The sequence below is a fragment of the Streptomyces scopuliridis RB72 genome, assembly GCF_000718095.1.
In the GTDB taxonomy this organism is placed as follows: domain Bacteria; phylum Actinomycetota; class Actinomycetes; order Streptomycetales; family Streptomycetaceae; genus Streptomyces; species Streptomyces scopuliridis.
The window spans coordinates 134,159-157,403 of record NZ_JOEI01000007.1 but is presented as its reverse complement, the minus strand read 5'-3'; the positions used below and the strand labels follow the sequence as shown (position 1 = coordinate 157,403).

Below are 23,245 nucleotides of genomic sequence, written 5' to 3'. Positions count from 1 at the left end.
ACGCGCGACGCGTCTCGGCCCGCGGCGGGTCTCGGCCTGCGGCGGGTCTCAGGCGTGTCTCAGCCCGAGGTGAGGCGCGCCGGTTCCAGGCCCGTGAGCAGGGTGCCGAGTGCCTGGTCGAGGTCCGGTCCCAGGTACCAGTCGCCGGTGTGGTCGATGCTGAAGACGCGGCCGGTGGTGTCGATCGCGAGGAGAGCCTGTCCGTCGCCCTCTTCGCCGAGCGGGCTGATCTCCGTGTCCAGGGAGCGGCCGAGGTCGGCGAGCGTACGGGCGAGGTGGATGCCCGCCATGGGGTCGATCCGCACGATGGCCGGGGCGATCTGCCGGCCGGGGCCGGGCGCGATGACGCGCAGTCCGCCGAATTCCGCCCAGGCTTCGACGGCGGCGGGGAAGACGGCGTGCCGGTGGCCGGCGGGTGTGGTGTGCGCGCGCAGGCCGTCGGCCCACTCCTCGGCCTGCCGTATGTCCCAGCGTCCTGGCTGCCAGCCGGCCTCGCGCAGCGCGGCGTCGACGGGGACGGGGAAGCGGGTGGTGTGCGGGTCGCGCATGCTCAGCCGTTCTCGGTGGGGTCGACGGGCCGTACGCCGAAGTGGGCGAGGAGCGGCGCGCAGGAGCGGCAGGGCGGGGCGTAGCTGCCGTGGAGCGGGTCGCCGTCCTCGCGGATGCGGCGGGCGGTCAGCTTGGCGTGTTTGAGGGAGCGGCGTGCCTCGCTGTGGGACAGGGGTTTTCGTCTGGCGCGTTTGGAACGTCCTGCCTCGGTGGCGGTCAGATGGCGGGAGAGCAGGATCGCCTCGGGGCAGCGGCCGGTGAACCGTTCGCGCTGGCCGCTGGTGAGGGTGTCGAGGAAGTCCTGTACGAGGGGGTGGAGTACGGGTGGCTGGTCGGCCTTGCCGGCGGTGCAGGTGAGGGTCTGGCCGCGTACGGAGAGCGCGGCGGCGACGGCGGGCAGGATGCCGTCCCTGCGCCGGTGGAGCAGCGGTGGGCGGTGTGGTTCGGTGCTGCTCCAGCTGAGGCGTGGGTCCCCGGACGCGTCGGTTGGTGCGGTGTGCATTGCTGTCCCCTCCCGGTGCCGGCGGCCGGGCAGCCGCTCGTTCACGCCCCCGTATTCCTGCTGTCACGCCCCTGTTTGCCTGCACAGCCTGCCAAATGCGGCGGGCTGCCGGGAAGCTGGGGCGTGGATCGTGGCGTGGCGTCGGCACTGGGTCACGCCCGCGTGACCGCCCGTTACGGGGCCGGCCGGTCCCGTCGGAGTACGCCCGATGTACGCCCGATCGGCGTACAGGACAGGGGCGGGCGTGGGCGCGGGACAGGGGCGGGAAGGGGCTCCGGGACGGGGCGGCGCAGCGGGTGATACGGCCGGGGGAGGAGCGTCGGATCCCCTCTTGCCCCACCACATAGGCTGTCCTGCAACCAGGGCTGTGGAACCAGCCGGAAGCGCAGCAGGGGGCAACCGCCATGACGACAGGTCGGCTCGGGCAGCAAGCCGCGCCACCGAACGCGGCCTACGCCGGGCAGGTCGTGCATTTCCCGGATCCGGTCCGGGCCTCCCGTCACCCCAGGGGTGTACGGGTGGATGACGACGGCTATCCGGACTTCTCGCCGTACGCGCGTGCCGCCGCGGAGATAGCCGAGCCCCCCGAGGGGTTCGGCGTGGACGAGCTGCGGCTCACGGACTATGTGTCGGCCAATGCCGCGCTGGCCGCCGCGGGGCATGAACTGTGGGACACGATCCCGTCGGTGGCCACACCGCACGGCTGGACGTGGCACCATCTGCCGGCCTCGCGCCGGATGGTGCTGGTGCCGGTCGAGGTGAAGGCGCTGCTGCGCCATCACGGTGGTCTGGCGACGACGCGGGTGGATCACGGCAAGCGGGGGACGCGTCCTCTCCAGGAGACCCGGCCGGCCCATTTCGGCCTGCCGAAGGGCTCGTTGTCGGTCAGCGAGCAGCAGTTGCTGGGGGTGGAGGAGGATCTCGGTTACCGGCTGCCGGGTGCGTACCGCTCGTTCCTGAAGGCGGCGGGCGGCTGTGCGCCGGTGGGCGCGGCGCTCGACGCGGAGCTGGGGCTGCTGGTGGACCAGCCGTTCTTCACGGTGCGGGACGTGGCCGCGGTCAACGATCTGGTGTACGTGAACAAGTGTCTGCGGGACCATCTGACCAAGGACTATCTGGCCGTCGGTTTCGTCCAGGGCGGCATTCTGGCGGTCAAGGTCAGGGGCGACCGGGTCGGTTCCGTCTGGTTCTGCGCGTATGACGACGCCAGGGACCAGGACGGCTGGAGCGTGGGGGAGCGGGTGGAGCGGCTGTTGCTGCCCTGTGGTGACGACTTCGACGCCTTCCTGCTGCGGCTGGCGGGCAATCCGCCGGAGCTGGAGACCGTGGCGAACCTGATGGTGGACGGCGGCTTCGCGCGCGCCGTCCCGGTGGAGGGGTGAGCGCGATGGTGACCTTCGCGCAGGCGCAGGAGCGCGCGGAAGAGTGGGTCAACGCCGATCTGCCCGGCTACCAGCACCGTGAGGTGCGGGTGCGGGAGTTCGAGCTGGGCTTCGTGGTGTGGGCGGAGGACCGCGAGGGCGGTCCGACGTCGGACGGGGGCCGGCAGCGGCTGGTGATCGCCAGGGACAGCGGTGAGGCGACGCTGTGGCCGGGGCTGCCGGTGGGTGAGGTGATCCGCCGGTACGAGGAGGAGTACGGGGCGCCGGAGGTGGCGCCGGCGGCTTCGGAGGCGCCGCAGCGTATCGATCTGAACCAGACGTCGTTCCTGTTGACTCCGCCGGAGTGGCTTCAGGACGCGGCGGACAAGCTGGGGATTCCGGACCGGCGGACGCCGGAGGATTCGTCCTCGTCCTTGTCTTCGCCTGCTTCTGCCGCTTCTTCGGTTCCTGCTGCTTCGGCTGGTTCGGGTACGGGTGGTTCGCTCGGCGGCGGGAACGCCTCACAGGGCAGTTCCGCCTGGTCCGGTGCGTACGAGCCCACCGCCAACGACGGGGTGCCCGCCTCGGCGCCGGGTGCGCCGACCGGGGCCACGCCCTGGGCCGGGACCGACACCAACGGCTCGTCCGCCTCGGCGGAGGACGGTTCCGTACCGCTGCCCGCGACGGTCTTCGCGCCGCCGCTCTCGGGGGCGGATGACGAGGACACGCCGCCGCCGGTCGTGGCTGCCGAGGCGCCGACCGCGCTGATGTCGGGCGGCAGCCAGTTGCCGCGTACGTCGGTCGCTCCCGGACTGCCGGGGCAGGCGCCGGTGCCCGGGTCCGAGGGCGGGGCAGGGGCGGGGGCCGGCGATATCGCCGATGCCGCGACCAGCAAGGCGACCGTACCGCCGCGTGGTGCGCGCGGTGGTGGCGTGACGACTCCGCCGCCGCCGAGCGCGCCCGGTGTTCCCGGCGCGCGTCCGCCGGGTGCGACTCCGCCGCCGTCGGGTCCTGGTACGCCCGGCGTTCCGGCGGGTGGTTATCTGCCGACGCAGCTGGCCCCGAGCCTCGGCGGCCCCGGCTCCAACGCACCGCGGCCTCCTGGCCCTCCGGGTGCGCCCGGTGCTCCGCAGCCTCCTGGTCCACCTGGTCCGCCTGGTCCGCCTGGGGTTCCCGGTACGCCTCCGGGTGGGGTGCATCACGCGGCGACGATGTTCGCGGACGCGAGCCAGGGCGGCCAGCCGCCACGGCCGCCGGGCGCCCCGGGAACGCCGCCGGGTGCTCCGCAGCCTCCTGGTCCGCCTGGTCCGCCTGGGGTTCCCGGTACGCCTCCGGGTGGGGTGCATCACGCGGCGACGATGTTCGCGGACCCGAGCCTGGGCGGCCAGCCGCCGCAGCCTCCCAACCAGCCGGGTCCGCCAAGCCCTCCCGGTCCGCCGGGAGCGCCTCCCGGCATGCCGCCAGGGGGCCCCGTACCGGGTGGCCCCGTACCCGGCGGTCCCGTACCCGCGGGCCCCGGCCCCGGTGGTCCCGTACCGCCGTCGGCCCAGCACCCTCAGCCCCCGGCGTACGGCTATCCGCAGCAGCCGTCCGGTCCGCCGACCGTCGGCCCCGGCTACCAGGCCGTGCTGCGCTACCGCGCGCCCGACGGTTCGGAAGCGCAGCTCATCCGCCGTTCCGCGCCCGGTACCCCGCACCCGGAGTGGCAGATCCTGCACGAGCTGCGCGCGATGAACGTGCCGCCGCAGCAGGTGCTCGAACTGCACACGGAGCTGGAGTCGTGCGAGCTGCCCGGCGGTTACTGCGCGCGGATGATCCGGGAGACCTGGCCGCAGGTACGGATCACGAGCGTCGCCCCGTACGGCCAGGACCACGCCAGCAGGCAGCAGGGCATGCAGCATCTGCTCACCCACCAGGGTGAGTTGCACCAGGTCGCGGACGGCCCCGCCCGGCCCGCGCCGGTGCGCGCTCCGCTGCCGCAGCTGCCGCCCGCGCCGCCGGTCCCGCCCGAGGGGGTCGCGCAGGAGCTGCTGGGCGCGTTCGGTCCGCAGGGCATCTGCCGGTTCGACCAGCGGGCGGTGTCCCGTCAGGGTGTGCCGGAGCTCGTGGCGCGCACGCTGGTGTGGGCGGGTCTGCCGGCCGATTTCGGGCCGTTCTTCTGGGCGCAGCCCGCCCAGCCGGTGGTGCCGACGCTGGCCGAACTGGCCGCGCAGCGGCAGGTGCCGGCGGCCGCGGACGCCGGGTCGTATCTGGTGATGGGTTCGGACTTCGGCCGCGCGCTGTGTGTTCAGTACGGTACGGCGCACATCATGGCCGTACCGGTCGAGGCGGGTCCGGGCGGACAGCCGGTGCCTCCGCAGTTCGTGAACACCGGACTGCCGGAGTTCACGCGCTCGCTGGCGCTGCTCGGCCGGATGTGGCGGCTGCGGTTCGGGCTCAACCCGGAGCAGGCGGGCCGTTGGACCGTCGACTTCCAGGCGCAGCTCTCGGCGCTGGACCCGGCGGCGCTGTCGTCGCCGGAGAACTGGTGGTCGGTGCTGCTGGAGCAGATGTGGGACGGACTGCTCTGACGCCCTGATGCCTGACGCCTTGGCATAGAGGCCTTACGGACGGCCGGGGCGCCCACCGCGACATGCGGGGGCGCCCCGGCCGTTCCTTTTTTCCGGTTTCTGCGTTTCTGCCTTTTCGTGGTTGATGCCGCATCCTTGACCGAAGTGGCTGGGCGGAGTGTCGTGGTATGGGCACTTCGGCTCGCTCCAGCAGGATTGTGCCGGATGGCGTTCTGTGTCGTGTGTCGGAGAGGGGCTTCAAGGATGGTTGCCGCACCGTTGTCGGCTCATGGCTTTGTGCTTGTACGTGGCCGTGGCTACCGCCCCGAGCAGGTCGAGCGGGAGGTCACGGCGCTGTTCCGGGACCGTGACGACGCCTGGGAACGCGTGGCGCGGCTCACCGTCCTCGCCAAGGAGATGGAGGGCGAGGCCGCGGGACTGCGGGAGCGGGTGGCGGCGCTGCCGCCGCAGACGTACGAGGAGCTCGGCGGCCGCGCCCAGCAGATCCTGGCCCTGGCGAACCAGGAGGACGAGACGGTACGGACCGAGGCGCGCGAGGAGGCCCAGGCGGTCATCGATATGGCGCGTTCGGCGGCCGATCAGCTGCGCGAGTCGGCGCGTCAACGGGCCGACGCCGTACGGGCGGAGGCGGAGGCGTACGCCGAGCAGGTCCTGCGCGCCGCCACGGGCGCCGCCGAGGCGACGAGGGCCGAGGCGCGGCGCGAGGTCACGGCGCAGCGGGCGGAATCGCTCGCCGCACTCAAGGAGGTGCGCCGGCGCACTCAGCGTGTGATCGACGAGCAGGAGCAGAAGCAGGGCGAAGAACTGGCGGCGACGGAGCGCGAATTCGCCGCCCGGGACGCCGCGTCGCGGGTCGAGCAGGACGAACTCGCGGCGTACGCCCAGCTCCAGCTGGTGGCGGCGCAGCGCGCCTTCTCCGAGGCGGGCGAACAGGCCCGCCACGGCCAGGAGGACGCGGCGGCGCGGGCCGAGGAACTGCTGGCGCGGGCGCGCGCGGACGCGGAGGGCGTCGCACGCGAGACGGAGCGGCTGCTGAGGGAGCACACGGAGGCGAGCGAGGAAATGCAGGCGCACATGGCGCACGTACGGAACACCCTGGCGGCGCTCACGGGGCGTGCGCCGGCGGAGGGCTGACGGGGGCTGGCCAAGATCCGCGAGTACCTACTCGGGATCCTTGAGTACGGGGAACCGCCGTGGGGCCACGAAGATGAGCACCAGCAGGGAGACGGCGGCCGCTCCCGCCGCGCCCAGGTAGACGTAGTCCACCGCGCTGTCCATCGCCCGGCGCAGATAGTCCGCGGCCTCGGCGGTGAGCGTGGCCGGGTTCTCCAGGGCTTTGGAGACGGAGTCGAGGTCGTCGGGGAGTCCGGGGGTGGGGGCGTTGGTGAGGCGGGCGGCCAGGACGCCGTTGGCCACCGCCCCGAACAGGGCGGCGCCCACGCTCTGGCCGACCTGGCGGCAGAAGAGTATGGACGCGGTGGCCGTACCCCGTTCCGACCAGCCCACGGTCGACTGGACCCCGATGATCAGGGGCAGTTGGAAGATCCCGAGTGCGGCGCCGAGCAGCAGCATGATCAGGGCTGGTTGCCAGGCCTGGCCGGGATAGGGGAGGAGCGGGAAGGCGAGCAGGACCAGCATCGCGAGGGAGATCCCGATGATGGCCGTCAGCCGGAAGCCGATGCGGTTGTAGACGCGGCTGGAGAACGCCGCGCTGATGGGCCAGCTCAGGGTCATGGCGGAGAGGACGAAGCCGGCGGCTATCGGGCCGAGGCCGAGCACGGACTGCGCGTACGTGGGGAGGAAGACGGTCGGGGCGACCATCAGCAGGCCGAGTGCGCCGAGGGCGAGGTTGACGGCCGCGATGGTGCGGCGGCGCCAGACCCAGCCCGGGATGATCGGGTCCGTGGCGCGGCGTTCGATGACGACGGTGACGGCGGCGAGGGCCGCGCTGCCGCCGAGGAAGGCGAACGAGGGTACGGAGATCCAGGGCCAGGCGACGCCGCCCTGGACGAGGGCGGTGAGCAGCAGCGCTCCGGTGGCGAAGACGGCCAGCGCGCCCGCCCAGTCGACGCGGCGGCGCGGCGTCCGGTCCAGGGCCGCGCCCTCGGTGGAGGTGGCCCGGTTCGGTTCGTGCAGGTACTTGATCACCAGCCAGAGCGCGACCGCGCCCACCGGCAGATTGATCAGGAAGATCCAGCGCCAGTCCGCGTACCCCGCGAGCAGTCCGCCGAGCGCGGGCCCGGCCACGGACGAAGTGGCCCAGACCGTCGACAGTTTGGCCTGTATCTTCGGTCGTTCCTTGAGGGGGTAGAGGTCGGCGGCGATGACCTGCACCGTGCCCTGGAGCGCGCCGCCGCCGAGTCCCTGGACGACGCGGAAGGCGATCAGGGAGGCCATGTTCCAGGCGGTGGCGCAGAGCAGTGAGCCGATGAGGAAGAGGATGATGCCCGCGATCAGGACGGGCTTGCGGCCGAAGGTGTCGGAGAGCTTTCCGTACACCGGCAGGGTGACCGTCACGGCGAGCAGATAGCCGGAGAACAGCCAGGAGAAGACGGCGAATCCGCCGAGGTCGCCGACGATCTGCGGGACGGCCGTGGAGACGATGGTGCCGTCGAGCGCGGCGAGCGCCATGCCGAGCATCAGAGCGGCGACGACGGGTCCGCGACCGCGCGCCCGGCCGCTCTCGCCGGGGGTCACGGGCGTCACGGGCGGTGCGGGTGGTGCGGCCGTCGGGGGCAGCTTCGACGCCGGCGGTGACGGCGTGGGTGCGGATCCCGGCCCGGACGGCGGCGGGGCCGTGGCCCGGGCTTCGGGTATCGCTTCCGTACGTCCGGAGTCCTCGGTACTTCCGCCGGCGCCGCTCACGGGATCCCTTCCCTATGCATGTATCTCCAGGGGGACACCCTCTCACCCGGGCCTCTCTCCGGGGAGGGCCCGCACTCCACCCATTCACCCACCCTCCCCTCAGCCTGGAGGTGGAGTCCCCTAGGGGGTCCTCCTTACTTCTGTCCAGGGGTCGTTCGTCCCGCCGGAGGACGAGGAAACGGTGGCCGGTTCTTTACGTTGGTCCTACCGCCGCGAGGGCCCGCGAAGGGGGCCCACCGCAGCAGGGGGGTGGGGAAAACCCCAGGTGAAGACTGCGCTGTGCACCAGCGCGCCGGGGCCCCGGAACCAGCAGACTCAGAACACCACCCGACGGACACTCGATGGATCAAGCGATATAGGAGACTTACCGTGACAACGGCTGTGACCATTCCCAGGCACGGGGGTACTGGAGGGCGTACGGCCGTCGCGGCGCGAGCGCGGCAGGTCGTCAAGGCGTACGGCGCGGGGGAGACCCGGGTCGTGGCGCTCGATCATGTCGATGTGGACATCGACCGCGGGCAGTTCACCGCGATCATGGGCCCGTCCGGCTCGGGCAAGTCGACGCTGATGCACTGTCTCGCGGGGCTGGACACGGTGACCTCGGGCGAGATCTATCTGGACGAGACCGAGATCACGAAGCTGAAGGACAAGCGGCTCACCCAGCTGCGGCGGGACCGGATCGGCTTCATCTTCCAGGCGTTCAACCTGCTGCCGACGCTCAACGCGCTGGAGAACATCACGCTGCCCATGGACATCGCGGGCCGTAAGCCGGACGGCCCTTGGCTGCGGCGGGTCGTGGAGACGGTGGGTCTGGCCGACAGGCTCTCGCACCGGCCGACCCAGCTGTCGGGTGGTCAGCAGCAGCGGGTCGCGGTGGCCAGGGCGCTCGCCGCCCGCCCGGAGATCATCTTCGGTGACGAGCCGACCGGAAACCTGGACTCGCGCGCGGGCGCAGAGGTACTGGGCTTCCTGCGCCGGTCGGTCGACGAGCTGGGCCAGACGATCGTGATGGTGACGCACGACCCGGTCGCCGCGTCGTACGCGGACCGGGTGCTGTATCTCGCGGACGGCCGGATCGTGGACGAGATGTTCCGTCCGACGGCCGACGCCGTGCTCGACCGTATGAAGGACTTCGACGCCCGGGGGCGTACGTCATGACCGTGTTCAGGACCTCGATGCGCAACTTCTTCGCGCACAAGGGGCGGATGGCGCTCTCCGCCGTCGCCGTCCTGTTGTCGGTGGCGTTCGTCAGCGGCACCCTGGTGTTCACGGACACGATGAACACGACGTTCGACAAGCTCTTCGCCGCGACGTCCTCGGATGTCACGGTCAGCCCCAAGGCGGCCAAGGGCGCGGACGAGACGTCCCAGACCGGCAAGCCCGAGTCGCTGCCCGCCTCGGTCGTCGAGACGGTGCGGACGGCGGACGGGGTGAAGTCCGCCGAGGGCGCGGTCAGCAGCATGAGCGTGACCGTCGTGAACGCCGACAACAAGAACGTCGGCGCGAGCAGCGGTGCGCCGACGATCGCCGGCAACTGGACGCGTAACGACCTCCGTTCGATGGAGATCACCTCGGGTCACGCGCCGCGCGGGCCCACGGAGGTGATGGTCGACGCCGACACCGCCGAGAAGCACGATCTCGCGATAGGCGACGAGCTGCGCACCATCGCGGTCACGGGTGACTTCCGGGCGAAGATCTCCGGTATCGCCACGTTCACCGTCACCAACCCCGGTGCGGCGGTCATCTTCTTCGACACGGCGACCTCCCAGCGCGAACTGCTCGGGGACACCGGCCGGTTCACCCATGTCAATGTCACCGCGGCCGAGGGCGTCAGTAACAGCACGCTGAAGCAGGATGTGGCGGCCGCCCTCGGCGGCGGTCCGTACAAGCTCCAGACGCAGAAGGAGGCCGCGGACGCGAACCGCGCGGATGTCGGCTCCTTTCTCGACGTGATGAAGTACGCGATGCTCGGCTTCGCCGGGATCGCCTTCCTCGTCGGCGTCTTCCTGATCGTCAACACGTTCTCGATGCTGGTCGCGCAGCGGACCCGCGAGATCGGGCTGATGCGGGCCCTCGGCTCCAGCCGTCAGCAGGTCAACCGCTCGGTGCTGCTGGAGGCGGTGCTGCTCGGGGTCTTCGGTTCGGTCGCCGGTGTCGCCGCCGGGGTGGGGCTGGCCGTCGGTCTGATGGAGCTCATGTCCTCCATGGGCATGGAGCTGTCCACCCAGGATCTGACGGTGAAGTGGACGACTCCGGTGATCGGGCTGGTGCTCGGTGTCGTCGTCACCGTCGTCTCCGCGTACGTTCCCGCCCGTCGGGCCGGGAAGATCTCCCCGATGGCGGCCCTGCGCGACGCGGGCACCCCCGCCGACGGCCGGTCCGGATGGATCAGGGCGGCCATCGGTCTGGTGCTCACCGGCGCCGGCGCTGCCGCGCTCCTCATGGCGGCGCGGGCCGACGAGGCCAGTGAGGGTTCGGTCTTCCTCGGGGCGGGCGTGGTCTGCACGCTGATCGGCTTCGTCGTGATCGGTCCGCTGCTCGCCGGCGGTCTGGTCCGGGCGCTCAGCGCGGTCGTGCTGCGGATGTTCGGCCCGGTCGGCCGGATGGCCGAGCGCAACGCGCTGCGCAATCCGCGGCGTACGGGAGCGACGGGCGCCGCGCTGATGATCGGGCTCGCGCTGGTGGCCTGTCTGTCGGTGGTCGGGTCCTCGATGGTCGCCTCGGCGACCGACGAGCTCGACAAGTCGGTCGGCGCGGACTTCATCGTCCAGTCCGACAACGGCCAGCCGATCATGCCGCAGGCCCAGGCGGCGCTGGAGAAGGCACCGGACATCGCGCATGTCACCGAGTACAAGTGGGTCGACGTCAAGCTGACCGCCCCGGACGGAACGACGGAGTCCGACGGCATCGTCGCCGCCGACCCGACCTACGCCCAGGACCTGCGCCGCGAGACCGTCGCGGGTGAACTGTCCGCCGCGTACGGCAAGGACGCGATGTCGGTGGGCGACGCCTACGCCAAGAAGCACGGCGTGAAGGTCGGTGACCGGATGTCGGTCGTCTTCCCGGGCGGGAGGAGCGCCGAGCTGACGGTCGCGGCGATCACCTCGGACGACACGAATGTCGACAAGGGCGCGATGTACACCAACATCACGACCGCCCAGCGGTATGTGCCGGCCGACAAGATGCCCAAGAACATGATCATGTTCGTGGCGGCCGAGGACGGCAAGGAGAAGGAGGCGTACGCCGCCCTCAAGGGCTCGCTGGCGGCCTACCCGCAGTACACGGTGCAGAACCAGACCGACTTCAAGCAGGACTTGAAGGACCAGATAGGCCAACTCCTCAATATCGTCTACGGCCTGCTGGCGCTCGCGATCATCGTCGCGGTGCTGGGAGTGGTGAACACCCTGGCGCTGTCGGTGGTGGAGCGGACCCGCGAGATCGGTCTGCTCCGGGCGATCGGCCTCTCCCGCCGCCAGCTGCGCCGCATGATCCGGCTGGAGTCGGTGGTCATCGCCCTCTTCGGCGCCCTGCTCGGACTCGGGCTCGGCATGGGCTGGGGCACCTCGGCCCAGAAGCTGCTGGCCCTGGAGGGTCTCGGCGTCCTGGAGATCCCGTGGCCGACGATCCTGACGGTCTTCGTGGCCTCGGCTTTCGTCGGACTCTTCGCCGCGCTGGTCCCGGCGTTCCGTGCGGGCAGGATGAACGTCCTGAACGCGATCGCCACGGAGTAGGACGATAGGGTTGGTTTTCCCCGGCCTCGGTGGGTGTCCTCCAACACCCATCGGGGCCGGTTCGCGTGTCCGCGCCGCTCCTGACGACTTTGCCATCTCTTTACAACCCGTCCTGTCGCTGCCTCGTCTCTCCGCTCGACCCGTAACGCAGTCCGCCCGTCGCATCACCGGGCCGGCGGACCGATGAGAGAGAGCGACACATGCGCCGAACTGTCCTCAGTGCCCTGGCACTCGCGTGCACCGCCGTGTTGGCGAGCGGGGCGTCCGCGTTCGCCGACGACACGACCCCGGCCCCGACCAAAGCACCGGCCGAGGCGACCCGGGCCCCGTCCCCGGTCCCGACCGAAGCACCGTCCAGGACGAGGCCGGTCCCGGCCGAAACACCGTCCGAGGGCGCGGCTCCGGCCGCCGAGGCGAGCGCGGTCCCGACCGAAGCACCGACCAGGGAGTCGGGCCAGGTCCGCGTCGTACCGGAGGGAGCGCCCGACACCGGTGTGGCGCCGACAGGTTCCGGAACCAACGCCGGGCTGATCGGCGGGGGCGCCGCCGCGGCGTTCGCGGTGGGCGGCGCGGGGTACTTCCTCGTACGCCGTCGGCAGGCGACCGGGGCATGACCTCGCTCTCCAGGCGTGCCTTCGCCACCGCGGCGGCCGCGGCGCTGGCCTCGCTGCTCGTCGGCTGCGGCGGCCACCAGACCGACCCGCCCACGATCGCACCGCCCGCGAGCAAACACGAGGGCGCGGCACCACCGCCTTCGCGGTCCTCCGCAAAGGAGGCGCATGCCCTGGGACGTTCGGTCCCGGTCGGGTTGCGGATCCCAGCCATCGGAGTCAACACCCCTGTCATGCGGCTGGGGTTGGCCTCGGACGGCAGCGTGCAGGTGCCCCCGATCACGGCGGACGACAGGGCGGGCTGGTACCGGCACTCACCGACGCCGGGTCAGACCGGCCCGTCGGTGATCCTCGGCCATGTCACGGTCGGTGACTACGGGGACGGGGTCTTCCGTCGTCTCGCGGAGTTGCGGCGGGGCGACACGATCACGGCGCGCCTGGAGAACGGCAAGACGGCCACGTTCGCCGTCAACGCGATACGGACGGTCGCCAAGGCCGACTTCCCGGCGGACGAGGTCTACGGGGACGTGGACCGTCCGGAGCTGCGGCTCATCACATGTGGCGGCCCCCGTACCGGTGACGACTACCGCGACAACGTGATCGTCTTCGCCGCGCTGGAGTCTGCGAGCCGCTGACCCGCGGCCGCCTCGGATCCCGGGCCAGCCGCCTCGGATCCCGGGCCAACGGAACGTACGCCGGCGGCCCGGGGTCCTTCCCCACGAGTCCGCACGAGTCCCCACGAGTGCCATCACGACCATGGAGAGCGTTGAAACGGTCCCGTGAGAAGGCAGCGTCCGAGCTGTTCGCCGCCCTCTACCCGCGCCTCGCCGGCTGGTGCCGCCGGCTGGTCGACGACAACGAGACGGCCCACGAGATCGCCTCGGAGGCGTTCACCCGGCTCTGGGCCCGCTGGACATCCGTCGCGGAGCCCCAGGGCTTCCTCTATGTCACCGCGGCCAACCTCGTCCGGGACCACTGGCGCAAGCTTGAGCGCGAGCGCAAGGCCGTGCGCCGCGCCACCTCCGAAGCCGCCGTTCGCCCCCACACCGAACAGCCCGACCCGTCGGTGCGCCTGCTCGTGCAGTCGCTGCCGGAACGACTGCGCGTCCCGATCCTGCTGCACTACTACGCTGACATGCCGATCCGGGAGGTGTCCGTGCTGACCGGGCGCAAGGAAGGAACCATCAAGGCCGACCTCCACGCGGCCAGACAACTGCTCCGCGCCCACCTGAGGAGAAGCCTTGATCACACACTCTGACGAGGGCCCGGACTTCGAGCCCGACGACCCCCTGGCCGTCATCCTGCGCCCGCCGTCCGACAACCTCGGCCCGCCCCCCGGCCGTTACGAAGCGATCCGCCGCGCCGCGACGCGCCGCCGACTGCGCCGTACCGCGGTCGGGGTCGGCGCGGCATGCGCCGTCGCCGCCCTCGTCGCGCTGCCGCTGCGCTTGTCGACGGACATGACGCCGCTGCCACCGACGATCCCTCTGGCCCCGCCACCACCCGCGACCAGCCCCTCGCCTGTGCCGACTCCGTCGGCGTCAAAGGCTCCCGCCAGCACTCGCCCCACCGAGAGAACTCGGACCGCCACCCCCGCCACCCCGTCCACCCCCGCCACCCCGTCCACCCCGGCCGGCCGGGCCGTCCCCACCGACGTGCGGCCGGCGGTACCGGCCTCACCATCCGTCGGGCCGTCGGCGGTCCGGAACGCGACCGAGGCCCCAAGGGAGAGGGGCACCCGGCCGTAGGCCGCCACGGCCTACGTGACGGTGGCGCGGACGATCAGCGTTCCGATGTGGCCGGGTGCCGGTGCGTCGAGCACCTGTGCGTCCACTTCGGCAAATCCGGCACCGAGCAATCGCGCTTTCCATGCGGCGGGCGTGTGGCTGTAGCGGTAGGTGTACATCGCCTTGCCCGCGAAGCCGCCCTTGTACATGCCCTGAGCGCCAGATGTGCCGGGGATGGCCGGAGGGTGGGAGAAGACCAGGACCCCACCAGGGTTGAGCCGCTGGGTGATCAGCGGAAGCAGCTCCTCCGGGTCTCCCTCCCCCTCGCGCGCATGAGACTCCACGCATGAGACTGAAATGATGTCGCCGACGCGCGTGCGGCGATACCGTTTCCCCTCGAAACACTCATCCGTGGGACACCCCCTGTGCCCCAGGACGGCCCGGGGCACAGGGGGCAGCTGATCAGTGGGGGTTGGGTGACGGCTCCAGGATGAAGACGGGGATCTCGCGGTCCGTCTTCGTCTGGTACTCGGCGTACGGCGGGAACGCCTCGACCGCGCGGTTCCACCACACGGTCTTCTCCTCGCCGGTGACCTCGCGGGCGATCATGTCCTGGCGTACCGGGCCGTCCTGGAGTTCCACCCGGGGGTCGGCCGTGACGTTGTGGTACCAGACCGGGTTCTTGGGGGCGCCGCCCAGTGAGGCGACCGCCGCGTAGACGCCGTCGTGTTCCACTCGCATCAGCGGGCTCTTGCGGATCTTGCCGCTCTTCGCGCCCCGGGTGGTGAGGACGATGACGGGCATGCCGTGCAGCGTCGTCCCCTCCGTACCGCCCGAGTTCTCGTACACCTCGACCTGCTCGCGTGCCATCGGCAGCGAGCTGGGCTCGTACTCACCCTCAAGAGGCATGCTGATCCATCCCATCGTCGGAAATCCGGCGTCGGACGTCGCGCCGGTCACGGCCCGCGTCCCGTGCTTCCTTCAATGAACGATCGGGTTCGATCATTCCTGGTTCCCGTCACCGGCCCCCGCTCCGGCCGGCTTCCGGTCCCGGGTGTCACACCGGCGTCGTACGCTGGAGAACCCCCGGCCCGTGAGACGTGTCGGGTCCCTTGCGTTGCCCGCACTCTCAGCCCGCCCGATCGATCTCGGACCTGGATGGAACCCCCCTTCATGAGCCTGCACGGTCTGCTGGACGCCGTCGTACGTGACCCGGCGCTCGCCGAAGCGGTGAAGGCCGCCACCGATGGTCACCGCCCGCACATCGACCTCGTCGGACCGCCCGCGGCGCGGCCCTTCGCGGTGGCCGCGCTGGCGCGGGAGGCCGGGCGGCCGGTGCTGGCCGTGACCGCCACCGGGCGGGAGGCCGAGGATCTGGCGGCGGCCCTGCGCTCGCTGCTGGACCCGGACACCGTCGTCGAGTACCCGTCGTGGGAGACCCTGCCGCACGAGCGGCTCTCGCCCCGCTCCGACACCGTGGGCCGCAGGCTCGCCGTGCTGCGCCGGCTCGCGCACCCGGCGAAGGACGACCCCACGGCCGGCCCGGTCAGCGTGGTGGTCTCGCCCGTACGCTCCGTGCTCCAGCCGCAGGTCAAGGGGCTCGGCGAGCTGGAGCCGGTCGCGCTGCGCGGCGGCCAGAGCGCCGATCTGAACGAGATCACGGAGGCGCTGGCCGCCGCCGCGTACGCCCGGGTCGAGCTGGTCGAGAAGCGCGGCGAGTTCGCCGTGCGCGGCGGCATCCTGGATGTCTTCCCGCCCACCGAGGAGCACCCCCTGCGGGTGGAGTTCTGGGGCGACGACGTCGAGGAGATCCGTTACTTCAAGGTGGCCGACCAGCGCTCCCTGGAGGTGGCCGAACACGGGCTGTGGGCGCCGCCCTGCCGGGAGCTGCTGCTCACCCCGCAGGTCCGGGAGCGGGCCGCCGCGCTCGCCGAGCAGCATCCGGAGCTGGGCGAGCTGCTGGGCAAGATCGCGGAGGGGATCGCGGTCGAGGGCATGGAGTCCCTGGCGCCGGTCCTCGTCGACGACATGGAGCTGCTGCTGGACGTCCTGCCGGCCGGTTCGATGGCGCTGGTCTGCGACCCGGAGCGGGTACGGACCCGGGCGGCGGACCTGGTGGCGACGAGCCAGGAGTTCCTCCAGGCGTCCTGGGCGGCCAGCGCCGACGGCGGAGAGGCCCCGATCGATGTCGGCGCGGCCTCGCTGCGGGGCATCGCGGACGTCCGGGAGCACGCCCGTGAGCTGGGCATGATGTGGTGGTCGGTCTCCCCGTTCGCCGTGGACGAGGAGCTGGAGGACGCGTCGGGCGAGGCCATCACGCTGGGGATGCGCGCCCCGGAGTCGTACCGCGGCGACACCGCACGCGCGCTCGCCGACACCAAGGGCTGGCTGGCGGACGGCTGGCGTACGGTCTTCGTCACGGAGGGGCACGGCACGGCGGCCCGTACGGTCGAGGTCCTCGGCGGCGAGGGCATCGCGGCCCGGCTCGACACCCCCGGGGCCCGTACCGCCCGCGGTCTGGCGGAGATCACCCCGTCCCTCGTCCATGTCGCCTGCGGCTCGATCGACTACGGCTTCGTCGATCCGGACCTCAAGCTCGCCGTGCTCACCGAGACCGATCTCTCCGGCCAGAAGGCGGCGGGCAAGGACGGCGCCCGGATGCCGGCCAAGCGCCGCAAGACGATCGACCCGCTCACGCTGGAGACGGGCGACTACATCGTCCACGAACAGCACGGCGTCGGCCGCTATGTCGAGATGGTGCAGCGTACGGTGCAGGGCGCGACGCGGGAGTATCTGCTCGTCGAGTACGCCCCGGCCAAGCGCGGCCAGCCGGGCGACCGCCTCTACATCCCCACCGACCAGCTGGAACAGGTCACCAAGTACGTGGGCGGCGAGGCCCCGACGCTGCACCGCCTCGGCGGCGCGGACTGGACGAAGACCAAGGCGCGCGCCAAGAAGGCGGTCAAGGAGATCGCCGCCGACCTGATCAAGCTCTACTCGGCGCGGATGGCGGCCCCCGGCCATGCCTTCGGCCCCGACACGCCCTGGCAGCGGGAGCTGGAGGACGCCTTCCCGTACGTGGAGACGCCCGACCAGCTCTCCACCATCGCCGAGGTCAAGGAGGACATGGAGAAGACGGTCCCGATGGACCGGCTGATCTGCGGCGACGTCGGCTACGGCAAGACGGAGATCGCCGTACGGGCGGCCTTCAAGGCGGTCCAGGACGGCAAGCAGGTCGCGGTCCTCGTGCCGACGACGCTGCTGGTGCAGCAGCACTTCGGCACGTTCTCCGAGCGGTACGCGCAGTTCCCGGTCGCCGTGAAGGCGCTGTCCCGTTTCCAGTCGGACGCGGAGGCGAAGGCGACGCTCCAGGGCCTGCGGGAGGGCGCGGTCGACATCGTCATCGGTACGCACCGGCTGTTCTCGTCCGAGACCAGGTTCAAGGACCTGGGGCTGGTCATCGTCGACGAGGAGCAGCGGTTCGGTGTGGAGCACAAGGAGCAGCTGAAGAAGCTGCGCGCCAATGTCGATGTCCTCACGATGTCCGCGACGCCCATTCCCCGTACGCTCGAAATGGCCGTCACCGGCATCCGCGAGATGTCGACGATCACCACGCCGCCGGAGGAGCGCCATCCGGTGCTGACGTTCGTCGGCCCGTACGAGCAGAAGCAGATCGGCGCGGCCGTCCGGCGTGAACTGCTGCGCGAGGGCCAGGTCTTCTATATCCACAACCGCGTGGAGTCGATCGACCGGGCGGCGGCGCGGCTGCGCGAGATCGTCCCCGAGGCGCGGATCGCGACGGCGCACGGCCAGATGGGCGAGAGCGCGCTGGAGCAGGTCGTCGTCGACTTCTGGGAGAAGAGATTCGACGTGCTGGTCTCCACGACGATCGTCGAGTCCGGGATCGACATCTCCAACGCCAACACCCTGATCGTGGAGCGCGGCGACAACTTCGGCCTCTCGCAACTGCACCAGCTGCGGGGCCGGGTGGGGCGTGGCCGGGACCGCGGCTACGCGTACTTCCTCTACCCGCCGGAGAAGCCGCTGACCGAGACCGCCCACGAGCGCCTGGCGACCATCGCCCAGCACACGGAGATGGGCGCGGGCATGTATGTCGCGATGAAGGACCTGGAGATCCGCGGCGCGGGCAATCTGCTCGGCGGCGAGCAGTCGGGGCATATCGCGGGCGTCGGCTTCGATCTGTACGTACGGATGGTGGGCGAGGCGGTCGCCGACTACCGCGCGTCCATCGAGGGCGGGGTGGAGGAGGCGCCGCCGCTGGAGGTCAAGATCGAGCTGCCGGTCGACGCGCATGTCCCGCACGAGTACGCGCCGGGCGAGCGGCTGCGGCTGCAGGCGTACCGTTCGATCGCCTCCGCCAATACGGAGGAGGACATCGCGGCGGTCCGCGAGGAGCTCACCGACCGCTACGGCAAGCTTCCGGAGCCGGTGGAGAACCTGCTGCTGGTGGCGGGGCTGCGGATGCTGGCGCGGGCGTGCGGGGTCGGCGAGATCGTGCTCCAGGGCGCGAACATCCGGTTCGCGCCGGTGGAGCTGCGGGAGTCGCAGGAGCTGCGCCTGAAGCGGCTCTATCCCCGTACGGTCATCAAGGCCCCGGCGCACCAGATCCTGGTACCGCGCCCGACGAGCGGGAAGATCGGCGGCAAGCCGGTGGTGGGACGCGAACTGCTGGCGTGGACGGGCGAGTTCCTGGCGACGATCCTGGGGTCGTAGCGGGGCGTGCGGTGGGGCGCGTTTCGGCGTGCCGCGTGCTCGGTAGAGTGCGGCGGTGAGCAGTCTTGGTGAACGAATAGCGCGAACGTGTCGTGGGGGAAGGGCCCTTGTCCTTCCTGTGGTGTCCGTGGTGGTGCTGACGGGGTGTACGGGGGAGTTGGGCGCGGATCCCGAGGCGTCGGCTTCGGCGTCGAGTGGGGGCAGTGGGAGCGGTGGTGGCGGGTACGGGGCCGGGCCGCTCGGGAATCCTGACGGGACCAAGCCGGGGCTCGCGGCGATCAGTTCCGAGGCTGACCGGAAGAGCGCGCGGCAGCTCATCGCGCAGGTACGCACCGCCGGGCGGGGGCCCAAGACCGGTTATGACCGGGATGAATTCGGCTACGCCTGGATGGACACGGCGGACGGGGTACCGCTGGCGCGGAACGGGTGCGACACCCGGAACGATCTTCTCCAGCGCGACGGCCAGGAGCTGCGCTTCCGCTCAGGTTCCGACTGCGTGGTCGCCTCGATGACGCTGCACGACCCCTACACCGGCAAGACCATCGAGTGGAGCAAGCAGCGCGCGAGCGAGGTGCAGATAGACCATGTCGTGCCGCTGTCCTACAGCTGGCAGCTCGGCTCCGCCCGCTGGTCCGAGAAGAAGCGCCGACAACTGGCGAACGACGTGCTGAACCTGCTGCCGGTGGAGGGCCGCGCCAACTCGGCCAAGCGCGACTCGGGTCCGGCGTCCTGGCTCCCGCCGGACAAGGCGATCCGGTGCTCGTACGCGGTCCGCTTCGGTCAGGTCGCGCTCAAGTACGAGATGCCGGTGACCACGGCGGACAAGCGGGCGATGCTTGAGCAGTGCGGCGGCTGACGGCGGCGGCTGACGGCGCCGGGGCCGGGGTGCCGCCTGCCGTCAGCCGATGAAACGGACCTCCGGGTAGCGGGTTGACGGTCCTTCGAGGACCGCCGGCCGCCGGCCCGGGTGGATCCGTCACGCGCCCCGGCGCCGCCGTAGCGCGCGCGGCGGCGACGGCGGCGACTGCGGGGTGGCGGTCAGCGACCCACCCGGGGCCGGGCAGACGGGACTTCGGACTTACTCGTCTACGCCGGCCGCGCCCGCAGGAACGCCGACGTCGAGACGCGGCCCAGCATCTCCAGCCGCGACGTGCCGTTCGCCAGGTGCTTGTCCGTGGCCTCCTGGACGCCCGGCCAGTGGCCGTCGCCGTAGTCGTCGAGGACGACGATCCCGCCGGGTGCCACGATCTCCTCGACCCACTCCAGGTCGGCCAGCACGCCTTCCGCGGAGTGGTCACCGTCCACCACGATCACGCCGTACTCACGGTCGGAGACCGCGGCCCGCACCTCCGGGTCCCCGGAGAAGCCCTGCTGTATGCGGGCCTCCTCGCCGGACCGGCCGCCCAGCGCGAGGTTGGCGCGTACGACGTCCATGCGCACCGGCGTGCCCGTCGGCTCGGCGGACTGCTTCGCGCCGGGCTGGAGCTGGCTGCCCACCAGCGGGTCGACGATCGTGAGCCGCGCTTCCGTGCCGGCCCGGTGCAGCATGCGCATCATCGTGGCCGAGAACAGGCCGTACAGCGTGCCGATCTCCAGGACGTCGCCGTTGGGCGGGGAGAGCAGCGGGACGGTGGCGAGCTTGCCGCACACGTTCGAGGTGGAGCCGGCCAGCCGGCCCACGGCCAGCGCCTCCAGGGCGATCACATTGCGGTACGCGACGGTGACGTTACGCCGGGCGTACCCGCCGTCCTCCCCGGTCACCTCGGCTATCTGTCGTACGAGGGTGTCGATCTGAGCGGGCGTGGGCACCCGGTGGCCGCTCCGCCCCGTCCGGTCGAACAGCAGGCCGAACGCGTACTGCTGAGCGCGCAGGTCCGCGACCTCGCGCTTCAGGGTGTCGAGATCTTTACGCAGGGGCGAGTGCTTGATGCGCCGGTCTACCAGTCCGGCGGCAGGTCGCAGGATCCTCTTCGCCAGCCGGTTGCTCAAAAGAGAAGACATGCGCGGAAACTACGCTCCGGCGCGGCCCCGGCGGGCCACACCTCAGTGCTCAATGGGTGAAGGGTTGATGTCGCGGGGGCGACGCGCGCATGGCGCGACGACGCGCGATGGTCAGGAAAGCGACGGTGACCAGCACGAACACGGCCGCTGCCCCCACCGTCAGTCCCGAGCGCAGCCCCGGCGGCCGGAACGAGCAGTCCACGGTGGTTTGCGATCCGTCCGATCCGTCCGACCCGCCCGATCCATCCGATCCGTTCAGCGGCGCCGCGACCAGCCCGAGGTAGGAGGCGGCGGGCTTGCCGTCACAGCTCCAGCCCGCGATACGGGGCGCCGCGAGCACCGCGAGCCCCCTGCTGCCGGCCGGGACCTCGGCCCGTACGCCGCTGTCTGTCACCGTCACCGAGACGGCGCCCGTGTCCGTCAGCCGGTCCACCGCCGCCGACAGCCGCTTGCGGTCCAGACAGCCCACGCTCCACTCGCGCGGGCGCGCGCCGTCGAAGGTCACCGGGATACCCGCGCGCTCCGCCGTGCCGAGCGAGACCATCGCCGCCCGGCGCTTGGGAAGTCGGCCGGTCAGCGCGACGGGCGGGCTGTCGCCCAGCCGGGCCGTGCCGTAGTAGCCGGGCGCGAAGAGGAAGACCTCGGTGCCGGCCGGGCACACGGCGGCGGCCCGGGGGGAGGTGAGGACGCGGCTGTAGACCCGGGCGCCGAGCAGGAGTTCCTGGTTGCGGAAGGGCGAACGCCCGTACCGGAGCTCCGCAGCGGCCCGCGCCTCCGGCCGTACGGTCACCAGCGGCGGCGCCGGCGCCCGCACGAGCACCGGCGCGTGCCCCGGCTCGGTACGCAGGCGCGCGCCCACCGCGAAGATCGCGTCGGTGACCGGGTTGTCGAGGCTCTCCACCACCCGGCCGCCGGATGTCCAGCCGCCGCCGAGCGCGGCCATCGTGCTGGTCAGCACGGCGGGCGTATGGCTGCTGTAGTACTCACCGCCCTCGCCGCCGAGCAGCAGCGGGTCGTTGCCGGTGATCCGCTCACGCCCGGGATCCGTGCGGTAGCGCGGCCATCCGTCCGCCCGCGCGATCGCCGCCGCCCTGGCGCTCTGGTCCGCGCCCCAGGCCGGGTAGTCGTCCAGCACGTGCAGCCGCTTGCGGTCCGCGTAGGCGGTGGTGGCCGCGGCCTGCCCGGTCAGGCTGCCCACCAGCAGCAGCGCGGCGAGTACGGCGTATCCGCGTTTGCGCGCCAGCGCCAGACCGGCCGCCGCCGTGGCCACCCCGCCGCCGAAGAGCGCCAGCGCCCGCGCGTCGGGCATCCCGTCGGGCATCCTGTCGGCCGACGCGGCGAGCGCGAGCGCCACGAGCACGCCCGTACCGGCGAGCAGGGCGCGACGGCCCGGCCAGCCGTGGCTGAGACCGGTCCAGGCGGCGAGGACGAGGATCCCGGAGAGTATGAACGTCTGGCGGTACGTGCTGCCGTTGGGGATCGCGAAGGCGTGCCACGCCAGACTCGTCGGCCCCCACTGCAACGACAGCGCCACCGCCACCACCAGCGCCGCCCAGCCGGCCCGCACGCGCCATGGCACCGAGCGGTGCGCGAGCAGGGCGGCGGCGGGCAGCAGCACGCACGCGCCCAGGAACAGCGCGGGGGTGAAGAAGGTATACGTGGCCGGGAGCATGCGCGCGAACAGCTGCGTCCAGGGGACGGGCACGAACTCCTTCGTCCAGCCGGGGGACGCGTGCCGGGTGCCGAGGAAGACGGGGACGAGGACGGGAGCGGCCAGCCCGGTGCCGAGCAGCACCGTGCCGGTGGCCCGCGCCAGGCCCCGGAGGCGCTCGCGTACGGTCCGCTCCTCGTCCAGCAGCAGGCGAAGGCAGAGCACCAGCGCGGCCCCGAGGGTGGCCATGTAGGCGGTGTAGAAGTTGGCGGTCCAGGCGAGGGCGACGACCAGCGGACCGAGCACCGGCCGCCGCGCCGTCCGGGCCCACTCGCCGACCAGACAGAGGAGCGGGAAGGCGATGAGGCCGTCCAGCCACATGGGGTTGTACGCCGCCTCGGCGACGGACCAGCCGCAGAGCGCGTACCCGGCGCCGAGCACGGCCGCCGCCCACCGGGGCGAATGGCGCGCGCCCCGGGCCAGTTGGAGCAGCAGCACGGTCATGGCGGCCCCGGCGGCGGCCATCTTGAGCAGGGTGATCACATAGACCGCGAGATCGATCCGGTCCCGGGGGAAGAGCCCGACCAGCACGGCGAACGGGCTGGTCAGATACGTACCGAGATCGGGCAGGAACGCGGTGCCGTACCCCGACCGCCAGTTGAGCAGGATGCCGCCCTCGGCCCGCCCGTGCAGCAGGTCCCACAGCTGGGCGTGGAACGGTACGAACTGATTCCCGAGGTCGCTGACGCTGCGGTTCCGCGGCCCGAAGGGGAAGACGCGGGCCACGGCGTCACCGGCGCAGACGGAGACCAGCGTGATCAGCGCGGCGGCGACGGCGGGCAGGCCGGACGCGGCGGGCAGGGCGGAGGTGGCCGGCGGGGCGGGCACGGCCGGCTGGGCGGACGCGGTGGTCAGGCCGCGTAAGGGCTTCAAGGTCGGCATG

The 23,245-nt window shown here is 71.8% G+C and carries 17 protein-coding genes and 1 pseudogene; 10 read left to right on the top strand and 8 right to left on the bottom strand.

Annotated elements, in window-relative coordinates; all coding sequences use genetic code 11:
* Positions 1–59: 59 nt before the first annotated feature.
* Positions 60–548 carry an SUKH-3 domain-containing protein gene (locus tag IF11_RS0109715; RefSeq protein WP_030351087.1) on the bottom strand — a complete coding sequence of 163 codons (489 nt, stop codon included), beginning with the start codon at positions 546–548 and terminating at the stop codon, positions 60–62.
* A gap of 2 nt (positions 549–550) precedes the next feature.
* On the bottom strand, positions 551–1,051 hold the full coding sequence (locus tag IF11_RS0109710; RefSeq protein WP_030351086.1) for a YwqJ-related putative deaminase: 501 nt from the start codon (positions 1,049–1,051) through the stop codon (positions 551–553).
* A 404-nt stretch (positions 1,052–1,455) separates the two neighbouring features.
* Between IF11_RS0109710 and IF11_RS0109705 the strand changes: the two genes are divergently transcribed.
* From IF11_RS0109705 to IF11_RS0109695, 3 genes are all read left to right on the top strand, one after another.
* Positions 1,456–2,433, top strand: a complete 978-nt coding sequence (locus IF11_RS0109705; protein ID WP_030351085.1) for an SMI1/KNR4 family protein — start codon at positions 1,456–1,458, stop codon at positions 2,431–2,433.
* Between the two features lie 5 nt (positions 2,434–2,438).
* The gene (locus tag IF11_RS0109700; RefSeq protein WP_037727413.1) at positions 2,439–4,982 is read left to right on the top strand and encodes an SUKH-4 family immunity protein; all 2,544 of its coding nucleotides are present in this window, start codon (positions 2,439–2,441) and stop codon (positions 4,980–4,982) included.
* 276 nt (positions 4,983–5,258) lie between these two features.
* Positions 5,259–6,116, top strand: coding sequence for a coiled-coil domain-containing protein (locus IF11_RS0109695; RefSeq protein ID WP_240627781.1), 858 nt, complete (start codon positions 5,259–5,261; stop codon positions 6,114–6,116).
* A 27-nt stretch (positions 6,117–6,143) separates the two neighbouring features.
* On the opposite strand, the gene IF11_RS0109690 is transcribed toward IF11_RS0109695, so the two are convergent.
* Complete coding sequence (locus IF11_RS0109690; RefSeq protein ID WP_051745771.1) at positions 6,144–7,688, bottom strand: MFS transporter; 1,545 nt, start codon at positions 7,686–7,688, stop codon at positions 6,144–6,146.
* A 528-nt stretch (positions 7,689–8,216) separates the two neighbouring features.
* Between IF11_RS0109690 and IF11_RS0109685 the strand changes: the two genes are divergently transcribed.
* The 5 genes from IF11_RS0109685 (at position 8,217) to IF11_RS0109665 (ending at position 13,447) form a co-directional block, all read left to right on the top strand.
* A complete protein-coding gene (locus tag IF11_RS0109685) occupies positions 8,217–9,005 on the top strand; it encodes an ABC transporter ATP-binding protein (RefSeq protein WP_030351081.1) in 789 nt (262 codons plus the stop codon).
* Positions 9,002–11,578 (top strand): ABC transporter permease, encoded by a 2,577-nt coding sequence (locus IF11_RS0109680; RefSeq protein ID WP_030351080.1) that lies wholly within the window; start codon positions 9,002–9,004, stop codon positions 11,576–11,578. Before IF11_RS0109685 ends, IF11_RS0109680 begins: the two co-directional genes overlap by 4 nt.
* Positions 11,579–11,778: 200 nt before the next feature.
* The gene (locus tag IF11_RS0109675; RefSeq protein WP_030351079.1) at positions 11,779–12,192 is read left to right on the top strand and encodes a hypothetical protein; all 414 of its coding nucleotides are present in this window, start codon (positions 11,779–11,781) and stop codon (positions 12,190–12,192) included.
* Complete coding sequence (locus IF11_RS0109670) at positions 12,189–12,824, top strand: class F sortase (protein ID WP_030351078.1); 636 nt, start codon at positions 12,189–12,191, stop codon at positions 12,822–12,824. The genes IF11_RS0109675 and IF11_RS0109670 overlap by 4 nt, the downstream gene beginning before the upstream one ends.
* Positions 12,825–12,955: 131 nt before the next feature.
* The gene (locus IF11_RS0109665) at positions 12,956–13,447 is read left to right on the top strand and encodes an RNA polymerase sigma factor (protein WP_030351077.1); all 492 of its coding nucleotides are present in this window, start codon (positions 12,956–12,958) and stop codon (positions 13,445–13,447) included.
* 84 nt (positions 13,448–13,531) lie between these two features.
* Here the strand turns inward: IF11_RS0109665 and IF11_RS42925 are convergent, their stop codons facing one another.
* From IF11_RS42925 to IF11_RS0109650, 3 genes and pseudogenes are all read right to left on the bottom strand, one after another.
* Positions 13,532–13,945: a hypothetical protein gene (locus tag IF11_RS42925; protein WP_030351076.1), complete on the bottom strand. Its 414-nt coding sequence runs from the start codon at positions 13,943–13,945 to the stop codon at positions 13,532–13,534.
* A 3-nt stretch (positions 13,946–13,948) separates the two neighbouring features.
* Positions 13,949–14,230: pseudogene (locus IF11_RS0109655) on the bottom strand (SAM-dependent methyltransferase); the annotation flags it as partial.
* A gap of 148 nt (positions 14,231–14,378) precedes the next feature.
* A complete protein-coding gene (locus IF11_RS0109650; protein ID WP_030351074.1) occupies positions 14,379–14,825 on the bottom strand; it encodes a nitroreductase family deazaflavin-dependent oxidoreductase in 447 nt (148 codons plus the stop codon).
* Positions 14,826–15,089: 264 nt separating this feature from the next.
* Between IF11_RS0109650 and mfd the strand changes: the two genes are divergently transcribed.
* On the top strand, positions 15,090–18,650 hold the full coding sequence (gene mfd / locus IF11_RS0109645; protein WP_030351073.1) for a transcription-repair coupling factor: 3,561 nt from the start codon (positions 15,090–15,092) through the stop codon (positions 18,648–18,650).
* A gap of 127 nt (positions 18,651–18,777) precedes the next feature.
* Positions 18,778–19,506 carry an HNH endonuclease family protein gene (locus IF11_RS0109640; RefSeq protein WP_425315187.1) on the top strand — a complete coding sequence of 243 codons (729 nt, stop codon included), beginning with the start codon at positions 18,778–18,780 and terminating at the stop codon, positions 19,504–19,506.
* Between the two features lie 230 nt (positions 19,507–19,736).
* Here the strand turns inward: IF11_RS0109640 and IF11_RS0109635 are convergent, their stop codons facing one another.
* Together IF11_RS0109635 and IF11_RS0109630 are read right to left on the bottom strand one after the other, a co-directional pair.
* Positions 19,737–20,651: a class I SAM-dependent methyltransferase gene (locus IF11_RS0109635; protein ID WP_030351071.1), complete on the bottom strand. Its 915-nt coding sequence runs from the start codon at positions 20,649–20,651 to the stop codon at positions 19,737–19,739.
* Between the two features lie 49 nt (positions 20,652–20,700).
* Positions 20,701–23,244, bottom strand: coding sequence for a YfhO family protein (locus IF11_RS0109630; RefSeq protein WP_078490609.1), 2,544 nt, complete (start codon positions 23,242–23,244; stop codon positions 20,701–20,703).
* Position 23,245: the final 1 nt, after the last annotated feature.